The organism is Levilactobacillus yiduensis (assembly GCF_024718525.1).
Classification (GTDB): domain Bacteria; phylum Bacillota; class Bacilli; order Lactobacillales; family Lactobacillaceae; genus Levilactobacillus; species Levilactobacillus yiduensis.
The window spans coordinates 14,551-32,937 of the sequence record NZ_JAMXAZ010000021.1 but is presented as its reverse complement, the minus strand read 5'-3'; the positions used below and the strand labels follow the sequence as shown (position 1 = coordinate 32,937).

At 52.3% G+C, this 18,387-nt stretch carries 12 protein-coding genes; 11 read left to right on the top strand and 1 reads right to left on the bottom strand.

Going from position 1 to position 18,387, the window contains the following annotated elements; genetic code table 11:
* Positions 1–133 precede the first annotated feature (133 nt).
* Complete coding sequence (gene hflX / locus NGM66_RS11035) at positions 134–1,411, bottom strand: GTPase HflX (RefSeq protein ID WP_208909103.1); 1,278 nt, start codon at positions 1,409–1,411, stop codon at positions 134–136.
* Positions 1,412–1,747: 336 nt separating this feature from the next.
* Between hflX and NGM66_RS11030 the strand changes: the two genes are divergently transcribed.
* The 11 genes from NGM66_RS11030 (at position 1,748) to NGM66_RS10980 (ending at position 17,931) form a co-directional block, all read left to right on the top strand.
* Positions 1,748–3,376: a peptide ABC transporter substrate-binding protein gene (locus tag NGM66_RS11030; RefSeq protein ID WP_208909104.1), complete on the top strand. Its 1,629-nt coding sequence runs from the start codon at positions 1,748–1,750 to the stop codon at positions 3,374–3,376.
* Between the two features lie 824 nt (positions 3,377–4,200).
* Entirely contained in the window at positions 4,201–5,829 is a 1,629-nt protein-coding gene (locus NGM66_RS11025) for a peptide ABC transporter substrate-binding protein (protein ID WP_208909105.1), read from the top strand.
* A gap of 200 nt (positions 5,830–6,029) precedes the next feature.
* Positions 6,030–6,959 (top strand): oligopeptide ABC transporter permease, encoded by a 930-nt coding sequence (gene opp3b / locus NGM66_RS11020; RefSeq protein WP_208909106.1) that lies wholly within the window; start codon positions 6,030–6,032, stop codon positions 6,957–6,959.
* An 11-nt stretch (positions 6,960–6,970) separates the two neighbouring features.
* The gene (locus tag NGM66_RS11015; RefSeq protein ID WP_208909107.1) at positions 6,971–7,996 is read left to right on the top strand and encodes an ABC transporter permease; all 1,026 of its coding nucleotides are present in this window, start codon (positions 6,971–6,973) and stop codon (positions 7,994–7,996) included.
* Between the two features lie 13 nt (positions 7,997–8,009).
* Positions 8,010–9,110, top strand: a complete 1,101-nt coding sequence (locus NGM66_RS11010; RefSeq protein ID WP_208909108.1) for an ABC transporter ATP-binding protein — start codon at positions 8,010–8,012, stop codon at positions 9,108–9,110.
* Positions 9,110–10,069, top strand: coding sequence for an ABC transporter ATP-binding protein (locus tag NGM66_RS11005; RefSeq protein WP_208909109.1), 960 nt, complete (start codon positions 9,110–9,112; stop codon positions 10,067–10,069). Before NGM66_RS11010 ends, NGM66_RS11005 begins: the two co-directional genes overlap by 1 nt.
* Positions 10,070–11,043: 974 nt before the next feature.
* Positions 11,044–12,411: an aldehyde dehydrogenase family protein gene (locus NGM66_RS11000; RefSeq protein WP_258115671.1), complete on the top strand. Its 1,368-nt coding sequence runs from the start codon at positions 11,044–11,046 to the stop codon at positions 12,409–12,411.
* Positions 12,412–12,423: 12 nt separating this feature from the next.
* Entirely contained in the window at positions 12,424–13,854 is a 1,431-nt protein-coding gene (locus NGM66_RS10995) for a glycoside-pentoside-hexuronide (GPH):cation symporter (RefSeq protein WP_208909111.1), read from the top strand.
* A 17-nt stretch (positions 13,855–13,871) separates the two neighbouring features.
* On the top strand, positions 13,872–14,540 hold the full coding sequence (locus tag NGM66_RS10990; RefSeq protein ID WP_208909112.1) for a transaldolase family protein: 669 nt from the start codon (positions 13,872–13,874) through the stop codon (positions 14,538–14,540).
* A gap of 3 nt (positions 14,541–14,543) precedes the next feature.
* Entirely contained in the window at positions 14,544–15,869 is a 1,326-nt protein-coding gene (locus tag NGM66_RS10985; protein WP_258115670.1) for a hypothetical protein, read from the top strand.
* A 10-nt stretch (positions 15,870–15,879) separates the two neighbouring features.
* Positions 15,880–17,931, top strand: coding sequence for an alpha-glucosidase (locus tag NGM66_RS10980; protein ID WP_258115669.1), 2,052 nt, complete (start codon positions 15,880–15,882; stop codon positions 17,929–17,931).
* Positions 17,932–18,387 lie beyond the last annotated feature (456 nt).

Sequence of the window (18,387 nt, the reverse complement as noted above, 5' to 3'; positions counted from 1 at the left end):
TCGAGACCGCCCTGTGGCTCGACCCGTCCGCCCACAGCGATCCAGTCTCATATTTAGCGAACGGTAGGCGGCCAGCTAAAACCTGTGTTAAAAAAAGCCACTCGCAGCGGGCCGCGAGTGGCTAAATCAGGATTTATTCGGTAACGACATATTGCTTGAAGCGGTCGAAGTCGGCCGACTGTAGCTCTACCTTGAGCGCGGTGCCGTCTGCTTCATAGTTGGTGTCCAAGACGTTGGCGTGGTCGTTCATGTAGGCCACGACATCGCCGTCTGCAAATGGAATCAAGAAATTGGCCGTGACGTAGTTGTGGAAGACCTTTTCCTTAACGGCCTGAACTAATGCGTCAATGGAAGCCGGATCCTTGGCCGATAAGATCAGCTGGTCGCCGACACGGTTCGGGTAGTGGGCCTCGGTCAGATCGGCCTTGTTGAAGACCGTGATCATTGGCACGTCGGTAACGCCGATGTCCGTTAACGTCTGTTCCGTCGTGGCCATCATGGCTTCCTTGTTCGGATCCGCGTAGTCGACGACTTGAATCAAGAGGTCGGCGTTGGCGGCTTCGGCTAACGTGGAACGGAAGGCCTTGACCAGTTGGGTTGGCAGCTGACTGACGAACCCAACCGTATCGCTGAGCAACAGCTTCTTTTGGTCGGGGAAGGTCAGCTGGCGGACGCTGGTATCCAGCGTGGCAAACAGCATGTTCTTGACGAAGACTTGTTTTTCCTCGCTCTTACCAAATTCACGAACCAACGCATTCATCAGCGTGGATTTACCGGCGTTGGTGTAGCCGACCAGCGCTACGGAAGGCAATTCGTTGCGTTCACGTTGTTGCCGTTGCGTGGCTGCGGCTTGGTTGATTTCTTTGAGTTCGTGGTTGACGTGGTTGATGGACCGTTGAATGGTCCGGCGACTCATTTCCGTTTGTGATTCACCAGAACCACGGTTGGTAAAGCCACCGCCGCCACCGCTACCAGTTTGTTGGTCCAGCCGTTGTGAGGCGCTGGTGTGCAACCGAGGCAGTTGGTATTGCAACATGGCCAATTGAACCTGGAGCTTGGCTTCGCGGGATTGCGCCCGGTTGGCGAAGATTTCCAAGATCAAACCGGTTCGGTCGATGATGCGGGCCTTGGTGCCAGCTTCGAGGTTCCGAATCTGACTAGGGGTCAGCTCATCGTTGACCACAATGGTATCGACGCCATCGTCAATCACAATGGTTGCCAATTCCTCGACCTTTCCCGTCCCGAAGTAAGTGCCCGGGTTTGGCTTGGGTAGTGATTGCTGAATTTCTTCAACCACCGTCATGTTGTTGGCTTCCACCAAGTTTTTCAGTTCGGTCATCGAGTAGCCAAAAGTGGCCTGACCGGCGTTTAAGCCAATCGTGATGACCGGTGTTCGTGGGGTTTCTTCCAAAAGATCACCCTCCTTTAAAGTCTATGTGCCAAGTATAACATGCCAACCGCCAAACGTTGCAGGATTAGCTGACACTGACGGGAGTTTTCAGAAAATTAACGAGGTGGTGAACCGTTAAGTTGCGTAAATGATAATATGATGAGAGCGCCGGTGACCGTTGGATCTTATTATTACTGAATTTCCCAATTTTGGCCGAAAAAAATAGTCGGGAGTGCCTGAATAATAAGCTAAACTCATATTAATTAATATTTGCTATTGATTCTAATTTAATTTTAATATATAGTTGTCTGCAATAACCAATTGGTTAGGCAAACTAATTAGAGGGGTTGAAATGCTATGCAGGTAAAGTCGATTTTAAAATTAGGGACCGTCGCTGCGCTGACAACGGTGGCGTTGGCGGCGTGTGGGACCACCTCGTCGAGCACGGGTCAGGCCAAAAATCAAACCTTGAATTGGATGGAGAGCTCAGCGCTGCCCACGATGGACAATTCGCTGGCGACCGATGTCGTTTCTGGTGAGACGCTGAACAATACGGGTGAGGGCCTGTTGAAATTTGGCAAGAACAGTAGCACCCATCCTGGCGTGGCCAAGAGCTACACCAAGTCTAAGGACGGGAAGACTTACACGTTTAACCTGCGGAAATCCAAGTGGAGCAACGGTGACAAGGTAACCGCCAAAGATTTCGTCTATGGCTGGCAACGCACCGTGAATCCCAAGACGGGATCGCAGTACGCTTACCTGTACGCGGACGTGAAAAATGCGAATGCCATTATGAACGGGAAGAAGGCCGTCTCCACGTTGGGTATCAAGGCACTGGGGGACTACAAGGTCCAAGTTTCATTGATTCACCCAGTCAATTACTTCCCAACGCTGGTCGCCCAAACGGCGTTCTTCCCGCAAAATGAACGGGTCGTTGAAAAGTACGGCAAGAAGTACGCAACCAACGCCCAAAACAACGTGTACAACGGGGCCTTTAAGTTGACCTACTGGACGGGAACGTCTGACAACTGGACCCTGAGCAAGAACAGCAAGTACTGGAACGCCAAGGCTGTGAAGCTGCAACACATCAAGTTCAGTGCCGTCAAGGATCCCCAAACGGCGTTGAGCCAATACCAGAGTGGCAAGCTGGACGCTATTTACCTGAGTGGGCAACAGCCAAAGAACTACAAGAATTCCAAGGAATACCACGCACGTAACAGTTCACGGGTCGCTTACCTGGAACTCAACGAGAAGAAGGACTCTATGATGCGTAACGTCAAGGCGCGCCAAGCCCTGTCGCTGATCTTGAACCGTAAGCAATTCGTCAACAAGGTCTTGGACAACGGGTCGAAGGTGGCAAACGGTATCGTTACCGCTGGCTTAGCTGTCCGTGATGGCAAGGACTTCGCAGCCGAGGCATCGATTCCTGCTGCGACGGAACACAACGTTGCCAAGGCTAAGAAATTGTGGAACGAAGCGTTGAAGGAGACCGGCCGTAAGAGCTACTCATTGACGTTGATGGCCGATGACACCGCTGAAGGCAAGAGCACGACTGAATACGTGCAGAGTCAGTGGTCTAAGCTGCCTAATTTCAAGGTTACCAACAGTAATTTACCATACAAGACACGGTTAGCCCGTTCGGCTTCCGGCCAATTTGACGCCGTTGTGACCCTGTGGGGGGCTGATTTCCCTGACCCAATCACCGACCTGTCGTTGTTCACGTCTGACAATTCCTACAACAACGGGAAGTGGTCCAACAAGACCTACGACAAGCTGATCAAGGAAGCCACGACGACCAACGCCAACAAGCCGGCTGCCCGGTGGCAAAATATGATCGACGCCCAAAAGGTTCTGTTGAAGGACCAAGGGATCATTCCGGTCTACCAGAGTGGCAAGCCACAGCTGATGAAATCTAAGGTCAAGGGGATCGTGTACTTCCCAGTTAGCTCCAACTGGGACTTCAGCAAGGCTTATATTGGCAAGTAAACACAGCAGCATTGGACAGCTACACGGTATGAGCTGGCCGCCTACCGTCCGCCAAATATGGGTCGGATCGCTGTGGGCGGACGGGTCGAGCCACAAGGCGGTCTCGACGCCTCGCCTTTGAGCCGAAGGTCGCGTCTCAAAGACGCCAGTTACCTAACCAGCTTAAGACCGCTACTAAGGTAACTCCCACGGCTGAACCCATATTTGGCGGACTCTCGGCTACAGAGAGTCCGTCAATTGACAGCTAGCCTGACAATTAGTTAGTGTCAACTGGTGGGGCTATGGTTTGACTAGACCTTCAGCTTTCAAAATATTAGAAAATGACATTCCCTTGAAAAATGAGGGGATGTCATTTTGTTTACCGCTCATCTTCAGAAAAAACGCCTGTCAGTGCCGTCTACAAGGGCGGGCCCCTAATTACCCGTGTTACCCCGTAAGTCTTCGTGACGGCGATTTTAGCGGCCAATTTGCCTGAATCAGATTGATTGCTCAGTAACCCAAATCGTCTTGCCTAATTCTCATAAAGCGTTTTACCTAATTAGAAAGCGGTTCGAAGGCTGAATAAACGGTGAGTAGCGACTTAATTTTTATGCCATTTTTCTGTATACCGTATACAAAAACGGTGAATTTTTGCCTTGCTAAATGTGACATCAGATTTTAATTTTTAATTTAAATCCCTGTCACACCAACGCTTTTCAAAACTTTTTTAAAATAAATTAGCTTTTACCATTGATTTTAATCTTTTTCTAATATACAATTGCAATATCAAATTTGAGGTTGTCAATTTATTTCGCAAACAACAACTAAGAGGGGTTGGATTTAAAATGAAAATCAATTCGGCAGTCAAACTAGGGACGGTGGCAACGTTCGCAGCAGTCTTACTTGCAGCGTGTGGGTCATCTTCTAGCAGTTCTAGTGAAGCCAGCAAGCAAACGTTAAACTGGATGGAAAGCTCAGCATTACCTTCCATGGACTCATCTACCGCAACGGACGTTGTTTCTGGGGAAACGATGAATAACACCGGTGAAGGTCTGTTACGGATCGGCAAGAACAGTTCCATTCATCCTGGGGTTGCGAAGAGCTACTCCAAGTCTAAAGACGGGAAGACCTACACGTTTAATCTCCGGAAGTCTAACTGGAGTAACGGTGACAAGGTAACCGCTAAAGATTTCGTGTTTGCCTGGCAACGGACCGTCAATCCTAAGACCGCTTCGCAATACGCTTACATGTACGCGCCAGTTAAGAACGCCAACGCGATCATGAACAAGAAGAAGGCCGTTTCAACCTTGGGTATCAAGGCTGTTGGCCAGTACAAAGTGGTTGTGACCTTAACGCGGGCCACGAGTTACTTCCCTTCATTGGTGGCTAGTCCAATGTTCTTCCCACAAAACAAGTCAGTCGTTCAAAAGTACGGCAAGGGTTACGCAACAAACGCCCAAAAGAATGTCTACAACGGTCCATTTAAGTTAACATACTGGACTGGGACGTCCGATAACTGGACCATGAGTAAAAACACTAAGTACTGGGACGCGAAGAATGTTAAACTAAAGAAGATCAACTTCAAAACTATGAAGGATCCACAAACGGCTTTGAGTCAGTACCAAAGTGGCAAGCTGGATGCAACTTACTTGAGTGGCCAACAACCAAAGAACTACAAGAACTCTAAGCAATACGTTGAACGGAAGAGTGCTTCGACCTTCTACATCGAATTGAACGAAAAGAAAGATTCCATGATGAAGAATAAGAAGGCGCGTCAAGCCTTATCATTGGCCATCAACCGGAACCAATTCGTCAACAAGGTCTTAGCCGATGGGTCAACGACTGCTAAGGGTCTGGTTTCAACCGGGTTAGCTTCTTACAAGGGTAAGGACTTCAACACGGACGCAGCTGTTCCTTCAGCAACTTCTCAAGACTTGACGAAGGCCAAGAAGCTTTGGAAGGAAGCCTTGAAGGAAACCGGTCGTTCAAGCTACTCCTTCACCTTAATGGCTGATGATACGCCAGCTGGTAAGAACATTACCGAGTTCGTTCAAAGTCAATGGGCAAAGCTGGGCAACATCAAGGTTACCAACAGTAACTTGCCATTCAAGACGCGGTTGAGCCGTTCACAAAATGGCCAATTTGATGCCGTTGTCTCCGCTTGGGGTGCTGACTTCCCAGACCCAATTTCCTTCTTATCACTGTTTACGTCAGACAACTCGTACAACAACGGGAAATGGGCTTCTAAGACTTACGACAAGGATGTCGCCGCTGCTACTGGTAAGGATGCCAACAACACCGCCGCTCGTTGGAACGACATGGTCGGTGCCCAAAAGGCCATCTTGAATGACCAAGGGATCATCCCAATTTACCAACAAGGGAAAGCCCAACTGGTCAAGTCTAACGTTAAGGGATTGATCTACTTCCCAACCGGCGCTAACTGGGACTTCAGTGAAGCCTACATTTCTAAGTAAGCCACGAATTAATTCAGTTATTACTCGTCAGGTGAAAATCTGACATAATAAGCTTTATCGGGGAGTAAGGATTAACGCGAGTTGGTCCTTACTTTTCGATATTATTGCAATCATTTATCATCTTGTTGTTTTTGTGGAGTTCTTGTTAAGTTTAACAACTTAACGGTAACGAATAAGTCTACTGATTGAGAGGTAAACAAATGGCAAAGTACCTAGCAAAGCGGATCTTTTATCTGATCCTGACCTTATTCATCGTTATTACCGTGACGTTCTTCCTAATGAAGTTGTTACCCGGGACGCCACTGACCAACCAAGCTAAGTTGTCCAAGAGTCAGATTGCGCTGATCTACGAACAATATGGTTTGGATAAGCCAGTCTGGCAACAGTACCTGCTGTACTTGGCAGGGGCTGTCCGCGGTAACTTCGGAACGTCTTTCCAATTTAGTGACCAACCCGTTTCCTACTTGCTTTCAAGTCGGATCGGACCATCCCTGCAGATTGGGCTGCAGGCCATGATCTTTGGGGTCATTTTGGGAATCATCGTCGGGGCCTTTGGGGCCATGCGTCAAAATACTTGGGTCGACACCACGGCAACGATCGTGTCGATTCTCGGGATTTCCATCCCATCTTTCGTCTTAGCCGTTTTGCTCCAGTACTACTTGGGGTTGAAGCTCGGCTGGTTCCCGATCGCCGAATGGGGCGGCTTCATCTACACGGTCTTGCCGACCCTTGCGTTAGGAGCGACGCCGTTAGCCGAATCGGCGCGGTTCGTCCGAACGGAAATGGTCGACGTGCTGAGTTCGGATTACATTGAACTCGCCAAGGCCAAGGGGCTGAGTCGCACGGGGGTCATTTACCACCATGCGCTGCGGAACAGTTTGATTCCGTTGATTACGATTGTGGGACCGTTAGCCGTGAACATCATGACTGGGTCAATGGTTGTGGAAAACATCTTCTCCATCCCTGGGATTGGGGAACAATTCGTTAAGTCCGTCTTGACGAACGACTACCCAACCATTATGGGCCTGACCATCATCTATTCATTCATGCTCTGTGTCGTTCTGTTGATCACCGACATCCTTTACGGAATCGTTGACCCACGGATTCGGATCACAGGCAAGGCTAACTAGGAGGTAAATAAATGGCAGATACAGTTAAACTCCCTGAAGATAGCTTTAAGCGGATTTCCGCCGATGATCGGGCAAATCTCGATAGCGAAAAGATTGCCGCACCTTCCTTAACGTTCGCCCAAGATGCTTGGCGGCGGTTAAAGAAGAACAAGGGTGCCTGGGTATCCTTGATCGTGTTGGCCATCGTGTTCATCATGGCCTTTGGGTCCTTGGTGGTCTCACCACATGACCCCAACGCCGTGAACCCGTCATACGCCAACTTGCCCTCAAAAATCCCTGGTGTGAACATCAACGGATTTAACGGGACACTGGTACAAGCGGGCGAACGAATCGACGCTTATAAGCAGGCTGGGGCTTCCAGCAAATTTTATATCATGGGAACCGACTACTTAGGTCGGGACCTGTTCTCTCGGGTCCTTTACGGGACACGGATCTCCTTGATCATTGCGTTAGTGGCAACCCTGTTTGACTTAACCATCGGGGTCACGTACGGGATGTTCTCGGGCTGGAAGGGTGGTCGCGTTGACACGTTCATGCAACGGGTCATTGAGATCATCCTGTCCATCCCGAACCTGGTTGTTATCGTCCTGTTGATTTTGATTCTGAAACCCGGGATGACCTCGATCATCATCGCCATCGCGCTGACATCGTGGGTCAACATGGCCCGACTAGTCCGAGCGCAGACAATGGAAATAAAAGAGCAAGAATACATTCTCGCGGCGAGAACGCTGGGTGAGCGACCGATGAAGATTGCCTTCAAGCATCTGTTACCGAACCTCTCCAGCGTGATCATCATCAACACGATGTTTACGATCCCCAACGCCATCTTCTTTGAAGCCACCTTATCCTACATCGGGATCGGGATTTCCTCACCACAGGCTTCACTAGGGACGTTGTTGAACGATGGGCAAAAGAACTTCCAGTTCCTGCCTTATCAAATGTGGTGGCCAGCACTGATTCTGTCCATCATCATGTTAGCCTTCAACCTCTTGGGTGATGGCTTACGGGACGCCTTTGATCCGCGGACGAAAGAGTAGGTGAACTAACGTCATGGAGAACGAAAAAGATATTTTGGAAGTACGCAACCTGCAGGTTAATTTCAAAACGTATGCCGGTGACGTTAAGGCCATCCGGAACGTGAGCTTTGACCTTCGCAAAGGGGAGACCCTGGCTATCGTGGGGGAATCTGGTTCCGGTAAATCGGTAACCACCCGGACGATCATGGGCTTGAACGCCCGTAACGCTGACATTACCAGCGGGTCCATCCTGTACAAGGACCAAGACCTGTTGAAAAAGTCAGATCAAGAGATGGAAAGTATTCGGGGCCAAGACATCGCCGAAATCTTCCAAGATCCAATGACCTCACTGGACCCGACCATGCGGATCGGTAAGCAAATCGCCGAACCCTTGATGGTCCACAAGGGCATGAAGAAGGAAAAGGCGTTGGCTCAAGCCTTGGAAATGATGAAATTAGTTGGGATTACTGATGCGGAGAACCGGATCAATGATTATCCGCACCAATTCTCAGGAGGGATGCGCCAACGGATCGTGATTGCGATCGCGTTGATCAACTATCCCGAAATCCTGATTGCCGATGAACCAACGACCGCCTTGGACGTGACGATTCAAGCTCAGATTTTGAACTTGATGAAGGAACTGCAAGATAAGATTTCGACGTCGATCATCTTCATTACGCATGACTTGGGTGTCGTGGCCGGCATGGCCGACCGGGTCGCCGTTATGTACGCCGGGAAGATCGTGGAATACGGGACTGTGGATGAAATCTTCTACAACCCGAAGCACCCGTACACGTGGGGGCTGTTGAGCTCTATGCCAACGTTGGATTCCAGCGGTGACGAGTTGCCATCCATTCCAGGGACGCCACCAGACCTGTTGGATCCACCAGCAGGGGATGCCTTTGCCGCCCGGAATGCCTATGCATTGAAGATCGATACCGAACAGGAACCACCGTTCTTCAAGGTCTCCGATACCCATTACGCGGCAACCTGGTTGCTCCATCCGGATGCGCCTAAGGTGACGCCACCAGAACAAATCGTGGCGCGCCAAAAGAAATATGCTGCGATGCAAAAAGACTTGGTTGCCAAGCAACGGCCAAGCATCCCAGTTGAGGAAGAGGAGGAACAGCAATAATGGATTACGAAAATGCCGAAAAAATCCTCGAGGTCAAGCACCTCAAGCAATACTTCAACGTGGGAAAGGCCGATGAGGTTCGCGCCGTTGATGACATTTCCTTCGATATCTACAAGGGAGAAACATTTGGACTAGTTGGTGAATCTGGTTCTGGGAAGACCACGACCGGACGGGCCATCATCCATTTGTACGAGCCAACTGCTGGTGAAATCTTGTTCAACGGCAAGAACGTGGACAACTTCACAAGTAAGGACGACCAACGGGAATTCCGTCAAGACATGCAAATGATCTTCCAAGATCCGTATGCATCGTTGAATCCCCGGATGAAGGTCAAGGATATCGTGGCGGAAGGTATCGACATCAACCATTTGGCCAAGGACGACGCCGACCGGACCAAGCAGGTGGAAGACCTGTTGGAAACGGTGGGGTTGAACAAGGACCACTCCAGTCGGTACCCCCACGAATTCTCTGGTGGGCAACGGCAACGGATCGGGATTGCCCGGGCATTAGCCGTGGATCCCAAGTTCGTGATTGCCGATGAACCGATCTCCGCTTTGGATGTGTCGATTCAAGCCCAAGTCGTTAACTTGATGAAGAAGCTGCAACGCGAACAGGGCTTAACGTATCTGTTCATTGCCCATGACTTGTCGATGGTCAAGTACATTTCTGACCGGATCGGCGTCATGCACTACGGCCGGATGCTAGAAATCGCCGACTCTGACGAAATCTATGCCCACCCGTTGCACGACTACACCAAGAGCCTGTTGTCAGCCGTTCCCGTTCCCGACCCAGAGTTCGAACGGACCCGGGAAGAGATTGCCTACGACGGTAGTGGTGAAAATGACGGCAAGGAACGTCAATTGGTTGAGATTGCCCCGCGTCACTGGGTACGAGCCGCTGACGATGAAATTGACATGTACACCCAACGCGCGCACGAAGCGTCGTTGATTCGCAAATAATTCAGTAGATAGATGAGGACCAGCAGGAATTTTTCTTGCTGGTCCTCGTTTTTTGTGTAGCGGTAGGGCAGCGTGGTTCGTGCTGGCCGCCAGTCGTTGCGCGAAAATGGGCCGGAACGCGGTGGGCGGACGGATTGCGCCGAAGGGCGGTCTCAATCCCACGGCTGAGCCCATTTTCGCTTCACTCTCGGCTACGGTAGTGTTGGCCAGCGACTGCTAGCGTAGGGTGGTGACTGGTCCTGCTGTCTTCGGGTTAACGGATGATACTATCTTGCCAAATCTGTGGTTTTCATCTGCTAGGTTTATGCCATCGTTATCCCTGGCCGCCTCCGATTTACGGCGACTGCTTTCACGGCTACCAGTTTAACCAGTAGACACTGTGGAGTCGTAAAACATCCGGGCACCCTAGCCGGTAATCGCGGTCAAAACGTTAAGGGAAGACACAACCACAGTACCTGACTAGAACCATCGTAGCCAGGAGCGGCGTCCCATATGAGCTCAGCCGTGGGAGTTTCCTTAGCGGAAGGACTTGCCGCTTAGGAAACTGGCGTCTTTGAGACGTGGGTTTTCGGCTCAAAGGCGAGGTGTCGAGACCGCTTTGTGGCTCGGCCCGTCCGCCCACCGCGTTCCGGCTCATATGGGACGCCGCGGAAGGCAGCCAGCGCCCACCATGTTGCCAGGCAGCAGGATATGATAAATTGTGCACAAGGTGACCGGTAAATAGGCTGGCATAGTTCGGTTTTTGCATAAAGGTTAGGGCTTGACTGGTTCATTGGGTGCGTCGACCTGCACCGCTTTCATAACTTGTAGACCAGCCTTTAAGCTTACATTAGGGTTACCTTAAGTTGGCGATAAGCTTTCGTAAGCAAATGTGAAGATTCCTTAACATTATATTGGATTTATCTTCACAATTTTCACAAATTCAACTCGCATAATGGGGATAGTTTCGAATTTTGAAAGGATTGGTGTCTGCTATGTCTTACCATGTAATCGATCCACTGACCGGCGCCGAATACCGGTCTTATCCTGACGCAACTGATGCTGAGGTCGACCAAGCCTTGGCCACGAGCGCGCAATACTTTGAGGAACAACCAACTACCCGCTTTGAACGGGCACAACATCTCTTAAAATTCGCGCAGATTTTCGACGATCAAGCCGATAAATTTGCCGAAGAGGCGGCCCACAATATGGGGAAACTCTTTAAGGAAGGACAGGGGGAATCCCATGCGGCAGCAAATATCACCCGCTACTACGCCAACAACGGCGCGGCCTTCTTAACGCCGAAGCCTTACGTGTACGGGCCCAACGACGCGCACGCGCAATTGGAATACGCACCGACCGGTATCATCATGAGCGTGGAGCCGTGGAACTTCCCGTACACCCAGGTGATTCGGGTGCTGGCACCGAACTACTTGGCGGGCAACCCCGTCATCTTGAAGCATGCTAGCTCCGTTGCCGGCTGCGCTGATTTGATTCAGCAGGCCGCCCGTGAGGCAGGGATGCCAGTGGGAGCCTTCCAAAACCTCTGCTTGACCCATGACCAAGTGGCCCGCGTGATTGCGGATCCCCGGGTCCAAGGGTTGGCTGTGACTGGCTCAGAACCCGTTGGTCGGCAATTGGCTGGCTTAGCTGGGGAAAATCTGACCAAGAGTACGTTGGAACTCGGCGGCAGTGATGCTTGTCTGATCTTAGACGATGCCGAAATGGACAACGCCATTCAAGAGGCTGCTATTTCTCGGTTACGGAATTCTGGACAAACGTGTACCTCGGCCAAGCGGTTCATCGTTCGCCGGGAAGTCGCTGACGAATTTGTTGCGGGGCTTAAGCAAATCTTCACGGCCCAGGTCGTGGGTGATCCGATGGACCCCAAGACGACGTTGGCACCATTGGCGTCGAAACGCGGTCAGGAAAAGTTAGCCCAACAGGTTGATTTGGCCGTGCAAAATGGCGCCACTGCGATTGTTGCCGGTGGCCCCGTGGGCGATGCAACTGGCTTCATGCCAACGTTGCTGGGTGACATCACGCCTGACAACCCAGCTAGCCAAGAAGAATTCTTCGGGCCGGTGGCACAGCTGTACGTGGTCGATTCCGATGACGAAGCCGTGCAGGTTGCCAACGCCACACCATTTGGACTGGCCGGTGCCGTGTTCTCCGCTGATGAAGAACGGGCTCACCGCGTTGCTAGTCGGATGGCCACTGGCCAAGTCTTTATCAACAAGGGGTCGACCGGGATTCCAGAACTGCCATTTGGCGGGGTCAAGAACTCGGGTTACGGCCGTGAGATGAGCGATATGGGCATCATGGAATTCATGAATGCCAAGATCGTTGTGTATCCAAAATAAGGAGGCGGTTGAATGAGTGATAACGCCGCAAGCACCACGGAAACATTTACTGAAGAGGTTGCGCCTCGGACCACGACGCTCCGGAACAAGTTGGGCTATGCCATCGGGGATGTTGGGAACAACTTCCTGTTTGACATGGGACAACTATACTTATTGAAATACTTTACCGACGTGCTGGCACTACCGGCAGCGTTAGCCGGGACCGTCTTCTTGGTTGCCAAAGTCTGGGATGCGTTCATGGATATGAGCGTGGGGACCTGGATCGACAATCGACAAAATATCGGCCCACGGGGGAAGTATCGGCCATTTATTCTGTGGGCCGCGATTCCCTTAGCCTTATTGTTGATTGCCAACTTCTCCGTTCCCGACTTTTCGGTAACCGGCAAGATGATCTGGGCCTACATCTCCTACATGATTTTTGGGACGGTGTACTCGATCTCAAACGTGCCATTCGGGTCAATGATTCCCACGATGACGCGAAACAGTCAGGAACGTTCCGAACTAGCATCATTCCGGCAAGCCGGTTCCAACCTGGGGCTGATGCTGGCGACGATTGGGTTCATGCCAATCGTGAACATGTTGCCGACCGATCATGAGGGCTACACGGTCGCCGTGATTGGGTTTGCCGTTGTCGGGGTCGCTTGCCAGTGGATTTCTTACTTCAACATCAAAGAAGTCTACAAGGAAGCACCAAAGCCCAAGGCAACTAAGGAAGACCTGAAGAAGAGTTTCAAGGCCTTACTGAAGAACCGGCCGCTGGTCACGCTGTGTATCGTGAACCTCTTTACCTTCTCAGCCTTTAACCTCAAGCTGGCCGTGCAAGTGTACTACTGCCAGTATATTTTGAAAGATAGTACGGCTGTCTCTTACCTGGGCTTCTTTAGTATCGGGATGGTCTTCGTCGCGGTCGCCTTGGTGCCACTGTTGACCAAGCGTTTTGACAAGAAGACCGTCTACTCGATGGGCTGCATCATCTGGGCTACCGCCGATATTCTCGGCTTCTTCTTCGCCAGCAACACACTACTGTTGGTCATCTTCACCAGCATCGCCTACCTGGGGAATGGTTTCACGAGTGCCTTGAACTGGGCGCTGGTCTCCGACTGTGTGGAATACGGCGAATGGCAAAGTGGGATTCGTTCCGAAGGGATGGTCTACTCGGCCTTCACGTATTTCCGGAAATTATCCCAAGCCATTGCCGGCTTCATTCCCGGGATCATCTTGACCTGGGTCGGCTACGTGCCTAACCAGCAACAGACCGCCACGGCCTTACTGGGGATCCGGGGGCTGATGTTCTTCTACTCAGCTGCCATGGCCATCATGACCGTGATCATCATGCATTACCTCTACCCACTGACCGAAAAACGTTACCACGAGGTCTTGGTCCAACTGTTGAAACGCCGCGACAAGGATGCCGTGGTCGAAGCCACTTCTGTTGAAAATTGAAAGGATGTCATTGAACGATGAAATATTTTTTAGATAGTGCCAAAATGGACGAAATTACCTATGCTTACGAAAACTACGGCATCGACGGGGTCACCACGAATCCCAAGCACATTCAAGCGAGCGGCCAGCCGTTCATGGTTGCCGTGCATAAGTTGGCGGATTTTGCGGCCGACAAGCCGGATTTTCCCATCTCCATTGAAATCAATCCGCATTTGACCGAATCAGCCGACATGATTGCCATGGCTGAAAAGATTCACGAGTTATCGGCTAACTTCGCCATCAAGATTCCAGCCACGGAAAACGGCATCATTGCCGCCCGTCATCTGGAACAAGAGGGCATCCGGACCAACGTCACGCTGATCTTTTCCGCCGCCCAGGCCATCATGCCCGCTAAGATTGGGGCAAAGTACGCCTCACCATTCGTGAACTGGAAGGAACTCAACGGCGAAGACGGCATGGGTTACGTCAAGGACATCGCTCAGATCTACCGCAACTACGGTTATCAAACGGAAATCATCGTGGCCGCCGTTCGCAGTGGTCATCAGATCGTGGAAGCGGCCAAGGCCGGCGCCGACATCGTCACGGCCGGTTTAGACGTTTACCGTGATAGCTTCTACCACCCATACACGGATCTTGGGTTGAAACGGTTCCAAAACGCTTGGGACAACACCCCAAAGGAGGCGTAGGCCATGAGTTTAGTTTATATTCCAGTCGTCCGGCGGAAGTTTGACGCCGAGCTGGCTCAGAAACGCTTTGAGACCACATTGGCGACGCTACAACTGATTGCGCCCGACATCGTGGCTCCCCAAGCACCGTTGGGCGAACCCAACGAGCTGCTGGATTTCATTGAAAACTTGGCAGAAGAACCCACGGCCATCATTTTCCAGCAACTGACCTTTACCGGCCAAGAATTCGTGACTGAATTGGTCAAGCGCTACTCGGTTCCCGTCTTCTTACTGATTGAAAAAGAACCTAGCGTACACGGCTGGCTGCATCTGAACGCCATGACCGGCCTGTTGAGTACGGCCAACTACCTGCACATGCACGGCCAGGTCTACCAACAATTCATTGGTGGCGTGGACGAAGAAGCCGGCGCCAAGGCCGTACGGCAATTTATCAGCTCGGTCGATGCTTATCAAGACCTGCAACACTTGACGGTCGGCGTGGTGGGGACGTTCCCACCTGGTTTCAACTTCTCCGGGACCAATCCGCAAGAGTTGCGTGACCAACTCGGGGTTTCGCTGAAACACTACAGTATCGATCAAGCCTTCAAGACGGCGGCTAAGGTCGCGCCAGCTGAATACCAAGACCAGTTGACCTACGCGCAGGAACACCTGAAGGACTTGGATCCTGCCGACCCACGGGCCATCAAGATGGCGCAATACGTGACGGTGATGCAAGACCACGTCCACACCGATGGGCTGGGGGCCTTTGCTTCCCGGTGCTGGCCAGACTTCTTTGAGAAGTTTGACAGTGCGCCCGGTGGTGTCTTCTCACAACTGACTAACCAAAAGACACCGGTGGCCGAAGAAGGCGACATCCACGGGGCCGTTTCCATGTACGCCCTGCAAGCCTTGAACGGGCATCAACAACCAGTCTTCTTGGGTGACCTGTGCCGCTTAGATGAGGCCGACAACAGTCTGACCATTTGGCACGATTACGGCCCATACGACCTGGCCAACCCGGATTATCCGGCTACGGCGGGCGTTCACCCGAACCGCAAAATCGGCGTGAGTGTCGATGGCTCCTTGAAGCCCGGCGAGGTCACGTTACTACGGGTCCATTACGATACGGACGGCTACCATTTGATCAGCATTCACGGGAAAGCCTTGCCCGTTGAGAACCAATACAACGGCTTCTCCGGCAAGGTGCAGGTCGACTTACCAATCACCGAATTGGTCAACGACCTGGCCCAAAGTGGTGCCGAATCGCATTTTGCGCTGGTCTACGGTGACTACACCACGGCCATCAAGTGGTTGGGGCAATGGCTCCGGTTACCCGTGACCCAATACTAGGAGGTTAGGCATGCAAATCTGTTTAGACGGTGATCACCTGAGCGTGCGCGATGCAGCGGTGACGGCGGATTGGTCCTTACGTTGGGCTCATCAGCCGGATGCCAGTCTGCACAGCACGCCCCAACACCCGGCGATTGCGGTCGGGGAAGGGCAGAGCCAAGTCAAAATGAATCAGGGGAACTTCCAGCTCCACGATACACAGGTGGAACGGATCGATTTGCCCCACGTTAAAAAATTCGCCCATACCACGAACTCGGCGACCTTGGAACTGGCCCCGACTAGCGATAGCCCCAGTTATCTGCGGGTGACGCTCCGTTACGTGAATCAGGCCTGGCGTCTACAATTCACGGCGTTGGCAGCGAACCTCAACCGCTTCTGGTTGCGACTAGTGGCCGAACCCAGCGACCGGTTCTACGGTGGGGGCGAGCAAATGAGCTACCTCAACTTGGCCGGGCGGAAATTCCCTATCTGGACCTCCGAACCGGGGGTTGGCCGCAACAAACAAACGGCCATTACGCAGGCGGCGGACCGCAACAACGGTGGGGGTGGGGACTATTACACCTCGAACTTCCCGCAGGCAACGTATCTGACGAGTCGCCATCAGCTGGTACATTTGGACACGACGGCTTACGCGGTACTGGACTTCACGGATCAGCGCTACACCGAGCTCAGTGCCTGGGCGATTCCGACCGCCGTTTGGCTGGCCTCAGCCCCGACAATGACCGGGCTGGTGCGGCTGACCAAAGACTGGTTCGGTACCCAACCAGTCTTGCCAGAATGGCTGGGTGACGGTATCGTGCTGGGCCTACAGGGCGGTACCGAAGTGGTTCGGCAACGTGTCGCGGCTGCCCAGCGCGCCGGCATCAACGTGGCCGGTGTCTGGCTCCAGGACTGGGAAGGCCCGTTGATCACGAGCTTTGGCAAACGCCTCCACTGGGATTGGCACTGGGACCAGGACTTTTATCCCGGCTTGGACCAATTGATCAAGGAGTGGCGGCAACAGGGGATTCGTTTCCTGGGCTACATCAATCCTTACGTGGTCGATGACGGACCGCTCTTTGCGACGGCACGGGATGCCGGTTACCTGGCTACTCAGGCCGATGGTAGCGTCTATCTGGTCGACTTTGGCGAATTCAATTGTGGGGTCGTGGACCTCTTGAATCCCGCAGCCTACAGCTGGTATCAAGGCATCGTCGAAGAGCGGTTGATCGACTTTGACATGAGTGGGTGGATGGCTGATTTCGGTGAGTACTTGCCGACGGACGTCCAGCTCTACGGCAAGGCCGACCCCATGCTGGCGCACAACCAATGGCCCGTGCTTTGGGCTAAGCTCAACCGGGATGCCCTCGAGCATACGGGCAAATTGGGCGAGGTCGTGCCGTTCTTCCGCGCTGGTGGCGCTGGCAGCCAGGGGTACGCACCCCTGTTGTGGGCCGGTGACCAAAGCGTCGACTGGACGCCAGACGATGGCTTGCCATCCGCGCTGACGGGCATGCTGACGGCGGGCTTGACCGGTAGCGGGTTGAATCACCCGGATATCGGGGGTTACACCAGCCTGTTTGGCAACGACCGGACCAAGGAACTGTGGTTGCGGTGGCTAGAACTCGGTGCTTTTACCCCAGTCATGCGCACGCATGAGGGGAATCGGCCGAGTGAAAATTTCCAGTACTATGACGACACGGCGACGATGCGCCAGGTCGCTTGGCTGACGCGCGTGCACCAACAATTGGCGCCGTACTTGCGTGCAGTCATGCAGGAAAATACCGCGACTGGGCTTCCCGTGATGCGGCCGCTGGTCTTGAGCGATGAAGAAGACGCCCAGACCTGGGAGAACCAGACCAGTTACACGCTGGGCAGTGACCTGTTGGTGGCACCAGTCTTAGCGCCGAACCAAACGACCCGCGAGCTCTATCTGCCCGGCGGCGAGTGGCTCCATCTGTGGAGCGGTGAGCGCTTCGACGGCCAGCAAACGGTCACGGTTGCCGCACCAGTGGGGATGCCACCGGTGTTCTACCGCGCCGACAGCGCCTTTGCGGATCTCTTTGCCGGGTTTCAGGCGTGAGTAATTGCCTGTGTCCTGTGGCCGTTGATAAACTGCCAGTTAAAAATTGAGAGATTAAAAAAGTACCTTCCCGGTTGTTCTGGGGAAGGTACTTTTGTGCGTGGGGTCGGCTAGCGCTGGTATTCGCCGCGTTGATGATTTTAATCGATTGCCATCACAATAGAAAGTAATTAAAAAAGCCGCCCCTCACAACTTTGATAGTCGGGCGACTCCCATTTGTCGTAACTGTCTCCGCTCATAAAGCGGTTTGCAAGGCCGGTGTTCTAGCGCCGGCTTTTGCTATGCTTAATATAGCACATTCTTGGCGGGAGACTAAACAGAAGGCTTAACAAAAATAATTATAGGCGACAGTACCTATGATTCTAAAAGTTTCGTAAAAAAAAGTTCTGGAGGGGTTACAAATCACCAGAAAGTTTCGTTAGTAATAGTGAGTCCTCAAAAAAACGAGACCAGGGA